Genomic DNA, 16,126 nt, shown 5'->3' with positions numbered 1-16,126 from the left:
GATCTCTGGTTCCGGAATTACGTGATGGCGTGGATGTCGCCATTGCCACAGGCAGCGATGACACTTGGACGATCCAGCTTGCCACTGGCGGTGCGGGGCATGATGCCGGGCCACTGGAAGACGCTCGATGGCAGCATGTAGCTCGGCATGGTCTGCCGGAACGCCGCCCGCAGCGCTTCGGGGTCGGCACCCTCATGCAGGCTGACGGCGACGTGGATGGTCTGTCCCCGGTCAGCGTCTTCCCGGCCAAAGGCGACGCTTTCCTGCGTCAGCCCTGTCCGCGCCACAGCATCCTCGACCTCGGTCGGGCTGACGCGGAAACCCATGGTCTTGATCATGTCGTCCATGCGGCCGACAAACCAGAGGTCCCCATCGGCATCGACTTCCACGAGATCGCCCGACCAGACGACATTTTGGTCGCCGATTTCGGCGGCAAGCTCGGGGCAGGGGCGGATGCGCGCGGCGGTATCAGCCGGACGCTCCCAATAGCCCAGCGAGATCAGGGGGCCGACATGCACAAGCTCGCCCTGTTCGCCCGGCTGGGCGCGGCCAATTCCATTGCGCACGGCAAAGACCTGCGAATGCGGCACGGCCTGGCCGATCGAACCCATCTTGGCCGCGAATTTATCCGGCGCGAGGAAAGTCGAGCGGAAGGACTCTGTCAGCCCATACATCAGGAAAATCCTGGCGCCCGGAAATGCCCCGGGCATGGCGCTCAGGATATCCGGCGAAATCTTGCCGCCCGTATTGGTCACCCGCTTCAGCGCCGGCAGCTCGGTCGGCGCATCGACCAGATAGCGCACGATCATCGACCATAGCGGCGGCACACCGGCGATGCCGGTCACCGCATGCCGCTTGGCCGTCGCCACGATCTCGGCGGCAAAGATCACCGGCTGATGCACCACCGTACCGCCCACCAGCAGCATGGTCGTCAGCTGGTTGAGCCCGGCATCAAAACTATAGGGCAGGATCGACAGCAGCCGGTCGCTCTCATCGAGCCCCAAATATTGCGTCACGGACAGCGCGCCGATGCGGATATTGCGATGGCTCAGCATCACGCCCTTGGGCTTTCCCGTCGAGCCGGATGTGTAGATGATGGCGCAGAGCGCGCCAGGATCGGCCTGATGCGGCGCAACATCACCGGCAGCCGCCATCGTTTCATTCCAGATCGAGAACCGGTCCTCACCATCCTCGACGGCAAAACCGCCGCGCGCGATCACATGCTCCAGCGTCGCCGGCAATTCCGCCGCCCGCAGCGCCTTGGCCGAAGCGGCGGCCACCACGGCCACCCGCGCCCGGCAATCGCTGGCCACATAGATCAACTGGTCCGTGGTCCACTGGTGATTGACATTGACCATCACCGCGCCCAGCCGCCACGCGGCATGCATGGCCACGACTTCATCGATGCTCTTGCGGAATTGGACGATCACCCGGTCGCCGGCCACCACGCCCAGCGCGGCCAGGCGCGCTGCCAGCCGGTCAGCCTCGTGCGCCACTTCGGCATAGCTGAGCGATCGGTCCGCATCGATGAGGCAGGTCTTGTCGGCACGCTCGGGCAGATTGGCCCACAGCAGGTCCCAGATCGGCGCGTCGGCGCGCGGTATGAAGGCTGACGCGTTCATTTTGCCTCCGTCTTGGGCTGCTGCTTGAGCAGGGACAGGCGCGGATAGATTTTTGCCGGCGAGCCGATCACCACTGAGTCCGATGGCACATTGGTGGTCACCGCAGTATTGGCGGCGATACGCACCCGGTCCCCGATCCTGATCCTGCCCAGGACTGTTGAATTGACGCCGATGAAGACGTCATCGCCAATAATCGGCGCTCCCGGTCCCATATTGGTGCCGATGGTCACATTGTGCATGACGCCGACCCGGTCGCCGATCACCGCATCGGGGTGGATCGATAGCGATCCTTCCGCATGAATGATGTGGAAGTCTTTCCCGATCACCGTAGTTGGCGGGATCCAGATCTTCGTCACATTGAGGATGAAGAACTTGAGGAGGCCATAGAACAGGTTGGCGACCCTGCGCGTAATTCGATGTCTTCTGTTGACCGCCCATTTCCCGTAGCGAAAAATGCACAGTGAAACGAAGGCTGGCTCAATTATCGAGCTCCCATGGCGAACATAATCGCTGCGCACCTCGTCCAGCATCATTTCACGCCTTCGCACAATGCCTGTTGTCCGCGGCGTGTTCGAAGAACCCTTCGCCGGCAAGTAAATACAACCAGTAATGCTATTCTTTCAAAACCATACTGACTTGAAGTTATTATGGGAAGTCATGGAATTAAATCGAGGGTGGCTTCGATGTCTTTTGGGTTAATTTCGAAGCCGTCTGTCGTGCCTTGTCCGATCACCATGGCAAAGTTCATACCCAGTCGATCGGTCATCAACTTCATCGCCGCCGTCACACGGTCCGGCGGCATCAGGGCCAGCATGGTGGTTCCCGGGGCCATCACCGCCAGCGCGTGCACCAGCTGGCTACCCTCCACGCCGATCAGGACGCGGGCTCCAGCGCAGGTTTTGATGAGGCTTTCGACCGAATGCGCCATGGTATCCACCGCGCGAATGCCGTGCCGCGCCTCGAGATCCTCGGCAAGCTTTTGTTCATTGGTCAGGATGCGGGCGTCGCCAGACCGGCCCCGCAGCAGGAAGACGCCCGGGTGGGGCTGTGTTTCCGGAATGCTGGACAGCAGCCTTGCCCGTCGGTCTGCACCGCGCGCCATTTTGCCCGAGTTGTTGGCGAGATCCTCGAACAGCACGAGCTCGTCGAATTGCGCAGACTGGGTGCGCAGCGGCTGCATGGTCAGTCGATCTTCATAATCCTGCTTGTGTCCGGCTGGAGACTTCGAAATCGACACGGGATTGCCGACTGTCTCGGCCAGCCGGAACGTCTCGGTGTCATCCATCAGCCAGTTGCCGAAGTAGCGTAGCCCGATCCAGCTGTCGTATATGGCGGCCGAGGCGATGCTGGGCGGCGACCCTATGGTCGGCAGACGTCTGTTGCGGCGGGTCAGGTGATACGCAGCGGAGTTTTTGTAGAGCACGCCGTCATGCAGCAGCACATCGCGGAAGCGCGCTGCAATCGTGGGGCCGATCTGCTGCGTGCCCGAAATGGTCAGGGCATTAAGCGTCATGCCGAGGTCGCCGAAAATGGTCTGCTCGATGCGATCGAGCTGACCGGGCAGGAAAATGGCGGCCGGAAAGATCCGCTCTTCTGCTGGTGCCATTTCCCAGCTCTCTTCGGCGAAGTCCCAAAAATCTGGGCGGGCACCGCGCAGATGCGTCAGGAGGATTTCCAGTGGAGGTAAAATAACCACTCAGAGACTCGCCATTGAATTACGGATTTCGCGTCGAAGTCATGCCGAAAGCACGAATGAATACTGTTCGGCCGCAGTCGTTCCGTCAATATTCAAATATCGTTAGCGTAAATGGGGAGGCTGAATCACGCAGATTTTCGCCGCGCGGCGATCCTGATCCTGCAGCAGCCTGTCTATAACCGGGGTCAGTCAGGAAACAATGGCCCGCAATGCGACCCAGACGAGGGCGAGAATTCCGCCGACTACAACCCAGGACGCAAGCGCCAGGGCAAGTAGCTTCCAGCCTTTCGGCACCGCGGGTAACTGTCTCGACACAATACCAACTGGGGCGGAATGAACCATCCCGCAAAGCTGTAGCACATTGGTTAACAAAAGGTAAATGCGCCGGGCAAAGACTTGTGGTGCGAAGTATTCGTCATGCCGCGCCGCGTGCCGATAACACCAGTCCGGCCACGATTAACACTAGCCCGGCCACCCGCGTGATGCTCACTGTTTCCAGTTTGAGCCCGACACTGACCACCGTCAGTGCAACCATCGCTATTGCCGTCACCGCCGTATAGGTCAGGCTCAGCGAGAACGTCCTGACCGCTGTCATGAAGGCGCCGACCAGAACCAGTCCGCTGACCAGCGACGCCCAGGTCCAGGGCGACAGTAACGCGCTGAGGATAAACTCGCCTGGCGACGTCAGGCGCAGGGCATGGCTCATCTGTTTCAGGCTGAGATTGAGGGCTACGTTTGCGCTGGCGGCAAGTCCAATCAATATCCAGTGGTACAAAACTCAGACTTTCACCTTGGAGCGGGTCGCCATGACCTGGCCGACCAGAAGAGACGAAGCATGCCCGGCAAGCAGCGCGATGAAGGGCACGGCCGACATGTGGTAGCGGTCTTCCACCACGATGACGGCATGCACCGCAGTAAAATAGCCCCAGCCCAGCACGCAGGGATGGAACAGCCCGCTCAGTCGCCGGCTCAGGATCAGCGCGCCGATGGCAATGAAGGACAGGACGAGCAATCCATACCAGTAGCCGGTCGACAGCAGCTTGACGCCCATTTTGCCGGTTTCGCCCAGCATTTGCCCGATGGCATTCTCGTTCCAGGCAACGCCGATCGTCTCATAGGCGTGCAGCAGCCCGACCTTGTACAGCGTCCGCACGACGAACTGGATCGGTTCGTCCTTGATATAGGACACCGCCACTTCCTCGAGGCGATCCGACCGTTCGATCTCGCCCATGCCATGCGTCCAGGTGGGCAGCTTCTGGTAGCGGCCCGTCGTCTCGGGATTGTTGCCCATCCAGAAATTCGGACCGAAATTGGTCGACACCATCACCGGCTCGCCGAAGGCCTGGTAGTTCCGGTAGGTCCAGGGCGAAACGGTCAGCACGATGAGCACGACCACAATAACCGCGCTTCCCGCCGCTCGGATCAGTTCACGCCAGCTTCCCCAGGCCGACAGCACCAGCGCAAACGGCAGGAGGATGATGACAGGCCGGACATAGCAGGCTGCACCCCAGATCAACCCACAGGCCAGCAGGTTGAGCCAACCCTCCTTGCGTCGTTCCCAGAACAGCAGTCCCGCCGCGCAGAGGGCGATGAAATAGAGCTCGCTCGACAGGATCGAGTTGAACAGGATGAGGTTTGGCCAGAAGGCCGTAAGCCCCAGGGCAAACAATGCCGCCGTCCGACCGAAATAGCGCAGGCCCAGCTGATAGATCAGTACCAGCGCAATCAAACTGGCCAGGAGATTGCTGAGGACGACTCCAAGATCGGATTCCCCAAAGATCAGATAGGTGACGGCAACGATGGCCGATGTGCCCACGGCCCAATAGGCCGAAGGATCATGCGGGGTGAAGCCGTAATTGCCGTAGTCGACAATGTTGCGCGCCAGGATCTGATACGCGCCACTGTCGGACACGGGTTCGACCGGAAAAACCAGAACCCAGGCGATGCGGATCGCCATGGCCACCACGATGATCCAGAGGGCTGCATGTCTGTGTTCGATCAGCCCGTCCACGCTGTTCCTGACGCTATCCATTCCCTACCAACCCCTGACGGCAACAAGCATGATCACCGCGGCCAGGGCGCCCACGATCAAGCTGATCCGGTCGCGCATGGCAAAGACGATCGGATCGTCCTCCATGTGACCGCGGTGGGTCATCACCTCCATGCGGCCGAGCCAGTAGAACATCAGCGGGCAGATCAGCCAGATGACCTCGGGCGCGGCATAGAGCATGCGGGTATCGGGATCGGCGACATAGAGCGCCAGCACGAGAATGGCGGCATGGCCGGAGCTCACGGCCATGGAGCGGATGACGGAGAGGTCATCGTTGAAATAACCGCGTCCCGGCGCGCGATCCTTGCCTTGCTGGATATGCGCGATCAGTTCGGTCTGCCGCTTGATGGTCGCCAGCGAGAAGAACAGGAACATCGAAAAGGCGAGCAGCCAGTGCGACAGCATGATCTGCGCCGCCACGCCGCCGGCGATGATGCGGATGGTGTAAAGCCCGGCCAGGGCGATCACGTCGACCAGCAGCTTGCGCTTGAGCCATGTCGAATAGGCGAATGTGGCGGCGAAATAGGCGGCCAGCATGGCGATGAAATAGTGTGGCGTGAAGGCGATCGCGAGCGCAGCAGAGGCCAGCAGCAGGACTGCCGCCATGATCAGTCCCTGCCGGGCTGAAAGCGCACCTGAGGCGAAGGGGCGAAGCCTCTTGCGCTGGTGTGCCCGGTCGGACGGTATGTCGATCAGGTCATTGATCACATAGACCGCCGAGGCCGTCAGGCAGAAGCAGACAAAGGCCGCCAGCACGGCCGGAAACTGGCCGAAATTATGCGACGCGAGCAGCGGCAGGAACAGCAGGACATTCTTGGACCACTGATGCGGCCGCATCGCCCGGATATAGGGCTTGATGCGGGCAGGCAGCGCAACGGCCTCGCCGATATCTATCACATCAATCTTGCGCTGCGCCGCGGCGCGCCGCGTCCGCGACGCGAGATTGACGCCATAGGCACGTCGGGCATGTTGCCAGACCTCGAGGTCGGTTAGGGCGTCGCCTATATAGTCGAAGCCGCCATTGCCATAGCGCGTCGTAAGCGCGGCAGCTTTCGCCTTGCCACCCAGATTGACGTCGCGGCCAGCCTCGCCACCGGTGCCGATCACGTCGTCGAATAGACCCAGATGATCAGCGATGGCTTCGACCTGCCGCTGATCCGACGCGGAAACGAGCGCGGTCCGTCGACCTGCCTGCCGCGACTCGCGCACGACGTCCAGTACATCCTCGTTATAGACCAGAGAACCGGGCGCCAACAGGACATTGTCCGCCACGCTGCGCTTGAACGCCGCCTTGTCTCCGGTTCCGCCGGCCAGCAGCTTTGCCACGCCGATCGGCGATTTCAGCGCCATGGCAATCAGCGCCTCATGCAGAGTATCCGTCTTGCAAAGGGTGTGATCGAGGTCGACGACCAATACAGTATCGGAAGTCTGCTCAACGGAGGCCAAGGGGCTGATTTCGCTGGCTAGAGCCATTCGTCCGGTCTCCCGAGGCTTCCGACATGTCTGAAATTCAGGCGCATCCAATGCTGGCCCCGCAAGCCAATCTTCTTCGGCAGGCGGAAATCCAACAGTTGAAATCTAGATCAGAATTCAAAATATGATCCAGCTTTCGGGGTTAATAGTAAATAGCGAAGATGAAACGTTTTTAAGGCGCCTGAATTCCAGGAAATACTGAGTTATCAGGTTTTGGATTCGGCGTGCGTGATCGCGGAAAGTATTCATTGGCTGCGGGAATTTGAGGTGTTTCGATAGCCAGGCAAGCGTCTGCGCGAAAGCTGTTGTCCTGTGGTCGCTCGCGGAAGTTTTGCTGTCAGGTCAGCAAGAGTTGATCGCGGTTCCGATGCGCATCTCTCGCTGCGGCAGCCGACATCGCGCGAAAGTGCCTGGGACCACCTTTTCAGCCAGCGTGTTCAACGCTATGAGCGGCCTATGAACCGTCACTCAACTGTCGTAATTCTGGCTTGGCTTGGTCTGCTGGCCATCGCCGTCATGACGCTGTCGCCCATCGGCTTGCGGCCGCATATGCCCGTTTCGGTCAATGCCGAGCGCGCCATGGCCTTCATGGTCGTCGGCTTTCTCTTTGCCGTCGCTTATCCCAGGCACATCTGGTTCGCGGCGCTGATCGTCCTGACCGGCGCCTTTGGGCTCGAAATCCTGCAGGAGCTTCGCCCCGATCGGCATGGCCGTTTCCGCGACGCCATGTGGAAGTCGGTCGGCGCTTCGATCGGGCTCTGCCTGGGCTGGTTCGCGGTGACCGTCCTGCCAAATCTGCGCCGGCTGATCACGTCGCGCTAGGCGCGTTCTAAGCGACTCAGGTGTTTGCCCAGCCGCCATCGACGAGAAACTGCTGCGCCGAGATCATGGCGCTGTCTTCTGCGGCGAGGAACAGCGCCATCCGCGCCACGTCGTCGGGATAGACCCGGCCGGCCAGCGCCTGGGTCGCATCGATCTGCTTTTGCGCCTGGTCATCCACCCAATGGGTCAGTTGACGCTCCGTCATCACCCAACCCGGCACCAGCGAATTGACGCGGATGCCATGCTTGCCCAGCTCGCGCGCCATGGCCCGCGTCAGCCCATGCGTCGCTGCCTTGGCGGTTTCATAGACCGGGATCTTGGGCGACATGATCATCCAACTGATCGAGCCGGTATTGATGATCGACCCTCGTCCGGCCGCAATCATCCCCGGCGCCACGGTCTGGATGGCGAAGAACGCATGCTTGAGATTGACCGCCATGCGGTCGTCCCAATAGGCGGGCGTCACCTCGCTCCATTCATGCCGCTGGTCATGCGCCGCATTGTTGACCAGCACCAACGCATCGCCATGCCGCTCGGCAAACCCCTTGATGGCAGCCTGATAGGCCTCGGTATTGGTGATGTCGCAAGCACTGAACACAACGCTCTGTCCGGCGGCCACCAGCTCGTCGGCCAGCGCCTGGCCCTGTTCTGCCTGCACGTCGACAAAGCCCACCTTTGCGCCCTGCGCGGCGAAATTGCGGACAAGGCTCGCCCCGATGCCCGAGGCGCCGCCGGAAATCACGACGGGCGTTTCGGCAAGGCTGGGATAGCGGGCGAAGTCAGTCATGAAAGGCTCCGGCAGGTCGGTTAGACTCAGATGAAGAGGGCAGCATGCTGGGTTTCCAGCTCAGGCAGGTCGTCCAGAATGCTGGCGAGATGTTTGCTCATGGCTTGCCGCGCTGCCGCCACATCCCGCGCGTCGATGGCTTCCATGATGGCATGATGCTCGCCAATGCGGCGCAACATGTCTGCTTCGTCGCGTAAAGTCATGTTGCAGACGCGGTCCATGTGGGTCTTCATGTCGGCAATGGCGATCCAGGCAATGCCCACGCCGGCGCCCGTTGCAATGGCAATGTGAAACGCCTCGTCATGCTCGCGGAAGCCGGCGTGGTCGAGCCGGTGCGCTGCCTCTTCCTGCTGGCCGAGAATGGAATTGATCCGCTTGCGCTGCCAGGCGTCGAAATTTTGCGCCGCCTTTTCGACAACGGCGATCTCCACCGACTGCCGGACGAACAGCGCCTCGGTCATTTCCTTTGCCGAGATCCGCGCCACCACCGTCCCGCGATGCGGCCGGATTTCGATCAGCCGCGAATTGGCGAGCCGGATGAGCGCCTCGCGCACCGGCTGCCGCGACACGCCGAGTCGGTTGGCGATGTCCTGCTCGCTCAGCCGAGTGCCGGGCTTGAGCTCGAGCTCGATAATGGCGCGGCGCAGGTCTTTTTCGATCGAGGCGGCAGCGCTTTCGCCGCTCTCAGCCACCAGCATGTCCATGGTCATCCTACAACTTGCCCCTGCCATTGACAGGGGATGTCAATGCGCCATACGGTACCATACAATTCCATACAGGACGCGTCAAAGCCGTCCGGATGTTTCGGGGAGGGTGGGCTCAGCCCGCTATCGCATTGCACATGCAGTCACGCTTTCAGGACAATTTTGTTGCGCCGAACCTTAGTGATCCGCGGCTGGCGAGTAAACGCGCCTATCGCATGCTGATCGACGGCAAATCGGTCGACGCGCAATCGGGTGAGACCGTCACCCGCGAAAGCCCAGGACATCGCGGCAAGCTGGTTGGCGAATGGCCGGCCGGCAGCACAGCCGATGCCGATCTCGCCATCGCCGCCGCCCGCAAGGCATTCGACAACGGCCCCTGGCCAAAAATGAGCGGCGGCGAGCGCTCGACCATCCTTCACGCCGTCGCGGCAAAAATCTCGGCCCATGTCGATGAACTGGGCCTGATCGAATGCCTCGAGACAGGCAAGCCGCTCTCCCAGGCCAAGGGCGAGATCGGCTATTGCGCCGACCTCTGGACCTATGCCGCCGGCATGTCGCGCGGCCTTGAAGGCGCGACGCATAACAATATCGGCGAGAACCGCCTGGGTATCGTGTTGCGCGAGCCGGCCGGCGTCGTTGGTATCATCACGCCGTGGAATTTCCCCTTCATCATCGTCTCCGAGCGCGTGCCGTGGGCGCTGGGCGCCGGCTGCACCGTTGTGGTCAAGCCGAGCGAATACACCTCCGGCACCACCATCCGCCTCGCAGAACTCGCGCTTGAGGCGGGCCTGCCTGCCGGCGTCTTCAACGTCATCACCGGCTACGGCGCGGCTGCCGGCCAGATGCTGGCCGAGGATCCGCGCGTCGACGTTCTGGCCTTTACTGGCTCGGTGCGTGTCGGTACCCACCTGGCCGGCCTCGCTGCGGCCAGCGTCAAGCGCGTTGGCCTCGAACTGGGCGGCAAGGGCCCGCAGATTGTCTTCGCCGATGCCGATCTCGAAGCGGCCGCCGATGGTATTGCCTTCGGCGTCTATCACAATGCCGGCCAGTGCTGCATTTCCGGTAGCCGCCTGATCGTCGAGAATTCCATCCGTCCGGCCCTGCTCGAACGCCTGCTCGACCTTTCCCGGCGACTACCCTTTGGTGACCCGTTGGGCGAAGGCACGCGCTACGGCGCCATGGTCAGCCAGAACCACCTCGAGAAGGTCGCAAGCTATGTCGCAGCGGGTGTCAACGAGGGCGCCGAAGTGCTGATTGGCGGCGACATGGTCGATGCCACGAACGGCAATTTCTTCGCTCCGACCGTTTTTGACAATGTCCGGCCCGATATGCGCATCGCGCAGGAGGAAATCTTCGGGCCGGTCCTTGCCACCATCGGCTTTGACACGCCCGAGGAGGCTGTCGCTCTCGCCAACGGCACGCCCTTCGGCCTTTCTGCAAGCGTCTGGTCGCGCGATCTCGAAAACGCCATCCAGACCACGCGGAAAATCCGTGCCGGTCGCTGCTGGATCAATTCGGTTATCGACGGCACGCCTGAACTGCCCATCGGTGGCTACAAGAAATCCGGCACCGGCCGCGAACTCGGTCGCTTCGGCTTCGACGAATATTCCCAGTTCAAGGGTCTGCACATGACCCTCGGACGCGGGCAGCCCTGGTTCAGCCACTGAGGAGTAACGGAACCGGGAGACACGAAATTCGCGCGGTATGAGGATGCCGCGCGAAGCGGGACCTGAGGAGGGCCCGTTTCATCCAAGGGAGGACTAGAATGAAACTGACCAGATTGACGGCAGGCCTGCTGGCCGGCTGCACCATGCTCGCTTCTGCGGGCGGCGCCTTTGCGCAGGATGATCCGGTGAAGGCCACCATGATCATCTATCTTGATCCAAGCGTTCAGTTCTTCAACCCGGTGGTCAAGGGCGCGCAGGACGCCGCGGCCGCCTTCAACGTCGATCTCGACGTGCAATATGCCAACAATGACCCGGTCCGCCAGAACGACCTGATCGACACCGCCGTGGCCACCGGCGTCGACGGCATTGCCGTCGCCATCTCGTCCTCGGACGCCTTCGACGACAGCATTTGCGCCGCGGTCGAAGCGGGCGTCGTGGTCATCGGCTTCAACAATGACGACCTTGAAGGCGCCGATGGCAATTGCCGCCAGGCCTATGTCGGCATGGACGAGGAAGCCTCGGGCTACGAACTGGGCCAGCGCATGATCGAGGCCTTCGATCTCAAGGAAGGCGATACCGTCTTCAACCCGCGCGAAATCCCCGAAGCCAGCTTCGCCGTGGCCCGTGGCGGCGGCATCGAGCGCGCCATGACCGAACATGGCATCACGGTCGAGACGGTCCGTGCCGGCCTCGATCCTGCCGAAGCCCAGAATATCATGGCCCAGGCCCTGATCGCCAATCCCGACATCAAGGCCGTCTTCGGCACCGGCTCGGTGACGTCCACCGTTGGTGCGGGTGCCATCAAGGATGCGGGTGTCGATGTGCCCTTCGGCGGCTTCGATCTGGCGGTGGAAATCGTCAACGCCGTCGAGAGTGGCGCGATGTTCGCCACCATGGACCAGCAGCCCTACCTGCAGGGGTATTATCCGATCGCCCAGATCGCCATGGCCAAGCGCTACGGCCTGACCCCGACCGATGTCGATACCGGCCAGGGTGCTTTCCTTAATCAGGAACGCATCGGCGTCGTGAAGCCCTTCATCGGCACCTATCGCTGATGTTCCCTTGGCCGGGTGGTCTCCCAAAGGCACCCGGCCAAGCTCCATTCATTCCCAGAGTTTTTGACCGTGACCATGTCCATGACCCACGATCGCGCCGCCGTTCCGAGGCGAACCTTCGCTGACCGACTTTATGCTCTGCTGGAAATGCCGGCCGGGGCAATTCTCCTGGTCTTCATTCTCGTCCAGATCTCCTGCATCACGGCTGGCATCCTGTTCGCCGATGACTTCCGCTATCTCTCCTCGGCCAATATCGGCATCATGATGCGCTCCGTGCCCGTCATCGGCTGCCTGGCGCTCGGCGCCGGCGTCTTGATGATCGCCGGCGAGTTCGATCTCTCCATCGGTTCGGTCTATACGCTCACCGCCATCGTCATGGCCATGCTGGTCGGCAATGGCGTGGATGCCTTCATTGCCGCACCGATCGGCCTCATGGTTGGCGCTGCCATCGGTCTGCTCAACGGCGCCATCACCCTGCGCTTCAATCTCCCCAGCTTCATCGTCACCCTCGGTGGCCTGCTGTTCTGGCGTGGCGCGGTGCTGCTGATCAATGGCGCGGTGCAGGTCCGTTTTGATCCCAATCCGGTCTTTGGCGGCCTGTTTGGCGGCACCATATTCGGCTTCAACGCCGCCTTCCTCTGGTTCATCGGCCTGTGTCTTGTCTTCTGGGCCATGATGCATCGCCATCGTTTCGGCAATCACGTCTTTGCCACCGGCGGCAATCGCTCCGCGGCCACGGCCATCGGCGTCAATACCGGCCGGATCAAGCTGATCGCCTTTTCCATTGCCGGTCTCATGGCGGCCTTCGCCGGCATTCTCGCCACCACCCGCGTCGGCTCGGTGCAGCCGGGGCAGGGCGCCGGCCTCGAACTTCAGGCCATTGCCGCCTGCGTCATCGGCGGGCTGTCGCTCCGCGGTGGTCGCGGTTCGATCCTGGGCGTATTCCTCGGCGTCATGCTGATCTTCACCATCACCGACGTGCTGCTGCTGCTGCGCGCCCCGGGCTTTTATCTCGACATGTTCATCGCCACGCTGATCGTGGTGGCCTCGATCTTCAATCACGGCTTGGATCGCCGGGGAGCATCCCTATGAGCCTGCTCGCCCTGCACAATATCAACAAGACCTTCGGACCACTGAAGGCCCTGACCGATCTGAGCTTTGAAGTTGGCCACAGCGAGGTCGTGGGTCTGCTCGGTGACAATGGCGCCGGCAAGTCGACCACGGTCAACATGCTCTCGGGTATTCACCGTCCGAGCTCGGGCCATATCTCGGTCGATGGCGTGAAACAGGATTTCACCAATCGCCGCGACAGCGCCGAGGCGGGGATTGAGACCATCTACCAGAACACCGCTCTGGTCGACTGCCTCTCCATCTCGCGCAACATCTTCCTCGGTCGCGAGCTCACCACCCGCTTCGGCTTTCTCGACCTCAAGAAGATGCGCGATATCGCCATGCAGGTGCTCGAGAGCGCCGTGCATATTTCGGGCATCGATAGTCCGGACAAGCTGGTCGGCGATCTCTCGGGTGGCCAGAAACAGGCCGTTGCCATCGCCCGCGCCGTCTTCTTCAAGCGCCGCGTTCTGCTTTTGGACGAGCCAACCTCGGCCCTCTCGGTGCGTGAGACCGAAGCCCTGCTCAATCAGGTGCTCAAGCTCAAGGAGGAGGGTGTGTCCAGCGTGCTGGTGACGCACAATCTCTATCACGCCTACCAGGTCTGCGATCGCTTCGTCATCATGAGCCATGGCACCAAGGTCTTCGACGTCGCCAAGGCTGACACGACCATCGAGGAACTGACCCAGCATGTCGTGCTGACCTGACCACAAATGCATGGCGACAGCGCCATGCATTTGGACCATCATCACTGCAGTCACCGATTTGGAGGCAGCGTTGAAGGTCGTTATTCTGGGCGGCGGCGTGATTGGGGTCACGTCGGCATACTATCTGGCCAAGGCCGGTCACGAAGTGGAAGTCATCGAGCGCCAGCCGGGCGTGGCGCTCGAAACCAGTTTCGCCAATGCGGGTGAAGTCTCTCCTGGTTATGCCTCGCCCTGGGCCGGTCCCGGCATCCCGCAGAAGGCCATCAAATGGCTGATGATGAAGCATCCGCCGCTCATCCTGAAGCCCAATCTCGATCCCTATATGGTCCGCTGGATCCTCCAGATGCTGACCAATTGCACGGCCGGGCGCTATGCGATCAACAAGGCCCGCATGGTCCGTGTCGCCGAATATAGCCGCGACGTGATGATCGCCCTGCGTGCCGATACCGGGATCAAGTATGACGAGCGCACCCAGGGTACGCTGCAACTGTTCCGCACCCAGAAGCAGGTCCATGGCGCCCACAAGGACACCGAGGTCCTTACCCAATATGGTGTGAGCTACGAGGTGCTGGATCGTGCAAGCTGCATTGCCGCCGAACCGGGTCTCGCCAATTCGCCCGCCGATATTGCCGGTGGCTTGCGTCTGCCCGGTGACGAGACCGGCGATTGTCATATCTTCACCAACCGTCTCGCCGACCTCGCGGCCCAACTGGGCGTCACCTTCCGCTATGGCACCACAATTGATGGTCTCGATATCGAGGGCGGCCAGGTTAGGGGCGTCCGGACTAGCGCCGGCCTGATCAAGGGCGACCGCTATGTAATGGCGCTCGGCAGCTTTTCGCCCATTTTGGCGCGCCAAGTGGGGATCGATCTGCCTATCTATCCGGTCAAGGGTTACTCCATCACCGCGCCGATCGTGGATGCCGGCGCTGCGCCGGTCTCGACCGTGCTTGACGAGACCTACAAAATCGCTGTCACCCGCCTTGGCGACCGCATCCGCGTCGGTGGCATGGCCGAGCTCTCGGGCTATACCACACACCTGCCGCCGCGCCGTCGCGATACCCTGGCCCATTGCGTCAACGAGCTGTTCCCCGGTGCCGGCGACACGATCAGCGCCAGTTACTGGACCGGCCTGCGGCCGATGACGCCGGATGGCACCCCCATCATTGGCGCCTCGAAGCTGGGCAATCTCTTCATCAATTCCGGTCACGGCACGCTCGGCTGGACCATGGCCTGCGGCTCGGCGCGTATCATGGCGGACCTCGTCAGCGGCACGCGGCCCGATATCGACATCGCCGACCTGGGACCGGGCCGTTACTAGGGAATGGCCTCGGGGGCGAGGGCGCAATTTGGCGCCTTCTCGTCCCAGACGATCTCCACGGTCGAATGGGTGATCGCGTAATCGGCACGCAGCGCCGCCTTGACTCCCTGCGTCACCGCCGGTGCGTTTGCACCCTGGTCCAGCACTACCTCCAGCGTCGCCACCGGCTTACCCGAAGTGATCGACCAGACATGGATATGCCGCACTGCCTTGAGGCCTGGTACCTTGGCGACCAGCGCCTGGCTCAGGTCTTCCACCACCACATTGCCCGGCGTGCCTTCCATCAGGATATGCAGCGAACCCCGGAACAGTTTCCAGGCGCTGCGCAACACCAGCAGCGACACCAGCACCGAGAGGATCGGATCGATCGGCATCCAGCCGGTCAGCCAGATGGTGATGGCGGCGACAATGGCCGCAACCGACCCGAGCAGGTCGCCCAGCACATGCACCATGGCGCCGCGGATATTGACGTGTTCCTTGTCGCCGCGCGACAGCACGATGAACACGGCCACGTTGATGACCAGCCCCAGCACGGCGACCACGAACATCGGGCCGGCCAGCACCTCGTGGGGCGTCATGAAGCGCTGGATCGCCTCATGGATGATCCAGCCGACGAGGATGAACAGCGTCACGGCATTGATCAGCCCCGCCACCACTTCGAGCCGCATATAGCCGAAAGTCCGCTTGGTATCCGACGCCCGGCGCCCGAAGCGGAAGGCAGCCCAGGCCAGCAGCAGGGCGGCGGCGTCGGTCAGCATGTGTCCGGCATCGGCGATCAGCGCCAGTGAGCCCGACAGCACGCCGGCAATCACCTCGGCGAACATGAAGCCGGCGGTCAGCAGGAAGCCGATCAGCACCACCCGCTCATTGCCCGCGCTTACCGTCGGCGCATGGCTATGCCCGGCATGATCGTGGCCGGAATGATCGTGTCCCGCGTGGTCACGGCCAGCATGGTCGTGCTCATGTGGCTCATGCTCATGGTGGTCATGGTCGTCATGCTCGTGCCCGGCATGCTCATGCCCCACCGCCGCTCCTGCCGAATTCCTGCCGCTTGTCATGGCTCACTCCTCACTTGCTTCATATGAATACATGTTCATATGTTTGTGCAAGGT

15 protein-coding genes are annotated in these 16,126 nt (G+C 61.8%); 6 read left to right on the top strand and 9 right to left on the bottom strand.

What is annotated here, in order from left to right:
* Nucleotides 1-17: 17 nt before the first annotated feature.
* From P0Y65_16150 to P0Y65_16125, 6 genes are all read right to left on the bottom strand, one after another.
* Nucleotides 18-1,622, bottom strand: a complete 1,605-nt coding sequence (locus P0Y65_16150) for an AMP-binding protein (GenBank protein ID WEK03709.1) — start codon at nucleotides 1,620-1,622, stop codon at nucleotides 18-20.
* Nucleotides 1,619-2,155 carry a serine acetyltransferase gene (locus P0Y65_16145; protein WEK03708.1) on the bottom strand — a complete coding sequence of 179 codons (537 nt, stop codon included), beginning with the start codon at nucleotides 2,153-2,155 and terminating at the stop codon, nucleotides 1,619-1,621. Before P0Y65_16145 ends, P0Y65_16150 begins: the two co-directional genes overlap by 4 nt.
* 122 nt (nucleotides 2,156-2,277) lie before the next feature.
* Nucleotides 2,278-3,318, bottom strand: coding sequence for a glycosyltransferase family 61 protein (locus P0Y65_16140; GenBank protein WEK03707.1), 1,041 nt, complete (start codon nucleotides 3,316-3,318; stop codon nucleotides 2,278-2,280).
* A 415-nt stretch (nucleotides 3,319-3,733) separates the two neighbouring features.
* Nucleotides 3,734-4,093, bottom strand: coding sequence for a hypothetical protein (locus tag P0Y65_16135; protein ID WEK03706.1), 360 nt, complete (start codon nucleotides 4,091-4,093; stop codon nucleotides 3,734-3,736).
* A 3-nt stretch (nucleotides 4,094-4,096) separates the two neighbouring features.
* Nucleotides 4,097-5,350 carry a glycosyltransferase family 39 protein gene (locus P0Y65_16130; protein WEK03705.1) on the bottom strand — a complete coding sequence of 418 codons (1,254 nt, stop codon included), beginning with the start codon at nucleotides 5,348-5,350 and terminating at the stop codon, nucleotides 4,097-4,099.
* A 3-nt stretch (nucleotides 5,351-5,353) separates the two neighbouring features.
* Complete coding sequence (locus tag P0Y65_16125; protein ID WEK03704.1) at nucleotides 5,354-6,841, bottom strand: UbiA family prenyltransferase; 1,488 nt, start codon at nucleotides 6,839-6,841, stop codon at nucleotides 5,354-5,356.
* A gap of 456 nt (nucleotides 6,842-7,297) precedes the next feature.
* Here P0Y65_16125 and P0Y65_16120 point away from each other — a divergent pair, with 456 nt between their 5' ends.
* Complete coding sequence (locus tag P0Y65_16120) at nucleotides 7,298-7,663, top strand: VanZ family protein (GenBank protein ID WEK03703.1); 366 nt, start codon at nucleotides 7,298-7,300, stop codon at nucleotides 7,661-7,663.
* A gap of 16 nt (nucleotides 7,664-7,679) precedes the next feature.
* Here the strand turns inward: P0Y65_16120 and P0Y65_16115 are convergent, their stop codons facing one another.
* Complete coding sequence (locus P0Y65_16115) at nucleotides 7,680-8,450, bottom strand: SDR family NAD(P)-dependent oxidoreductase (GenBank protein ID WEK03702.1); 771 nt, start codon at nucleotides 8,448-8,450, stop codon at nucleotides 7,680-7,682.
* Between the two features lie 26 nt (nucleotides 8,451-8,476).
* A complete protein-coding gene (locus P0Y65_16110) occupies nucleotides 8,477-9,160 on the bottom strand; it encodes a GntR family transcriptional regulator (GenBank protein ID WEK03701.1) in 684 nt (227 codons plus the stop codon).
* Between the two features lie 131 nt (nucleotides 9,161-9,291).
* On the opposite strand from P0Y65_16110, the gene P0Y65_16105 reads away from it, so the two are divergent.
* The 5 genes from P0Y65_16105 to P0Y65_16085 all read left to right on the top strand — a co-directional run bounded on the left by P0Y65_16105 (nucleotide 9,292) and on the right by P0Y65_16085 (nucleotide 15,014).
* Nucleotides 9,292-10,821 carry an aldehyde dehydrogenase family protein gene (locus tag P0Y65_16105; GenBank protein WEK03700.1) on the top strand — a complete coding sequence of 510 codons (1,530 nt, stop codon included), beginning with the start codon at nucleotides 9,292-9,294 and terminating at the stop codon, nucleotides 10,819-10,821.
* Between the two features lie 98 nt (nucleotides 10,822-10,919).
* Nucleotides 10,920-11,876 (top strand): substrate-binding domain-containing protein, encoded by a 957-nt coding sequence (locus P0Y65_16100; protein WEK03699.1) that lies wholly within the window; start codon nucleotides 10,920-10,922, stop codon nucleotides 11,874-11,876.
* A 75-nt stretch (nucleotides 11,877-11,951) separates the two neighbouring features.
* Nucleotides 11,952-12,968, top strand: coding sequence for an ABC transporter permease (locus P0Y65_16095; GenBank protein WEK03698.1), 1,017 nt, complete (start codon nucleotides 11,952-11,954; stop codon nucleotides 12,966-12,968).
* A complete protein-coding gene (locus P0Y65_16090; protein ID WEK03697.1) occupies nucleotides 12,965-13,693 on the top strand; it encodes an ATP-binding cassette domain-containing protein in 729 nt (242 codons plus the stop codon). Before P0Y65_16095 ends, P0Y65_16090 begins: the two co-directional genes overlap by 4 nt.
* 70 nt (nucleotides 13,694-13,763) lie before the next feature.
* A complete protein-coding gene (locus P0Y65_16085) occupies nucleotides 13,764-15,014 on the top strand; it encodes a D-amino acid dehydrogenase (protein ID WEK03696.1) in 1,251 nt (416 codons plus the stop codon).
* Here the strand turns inward: P0Y65_16085 and P0Y65_16080 are convergent.
* On the bottom strand, nucleotides 15,011-16,072 hold the full coding sequence (locus P0Y65_16080) for a cation diffusion facilitator family transporter (protein WEK03695.1): 1,062 nt from the start codon (nucleotides 16,070-16,072) through the stop codon (nucleotides 15,011-15,013). The two genes, P0Y65_16085 and P0Y65_16080, sit on opposite strands and share 4 nt — an antisense overlap.
* Nucleotides 16,073-16,126 lie beyond the last annotated feature (54 nt).

The sequence above is a fragment of the Candidatus Devosia phytovorans genome, assembly GCA_029202405.1.
Lineage (GTDB): Bacteria > Pseudomonadota > Alphaproteobacteria > Rhizobiales > Devosiaceae > Devosia > Devosia phytovorans.
The sequence above is the reverse complement of the archived record's forward strand: the minus strand, read 5'-3'. Positions and strand labels throughout refer to the sequence as shown.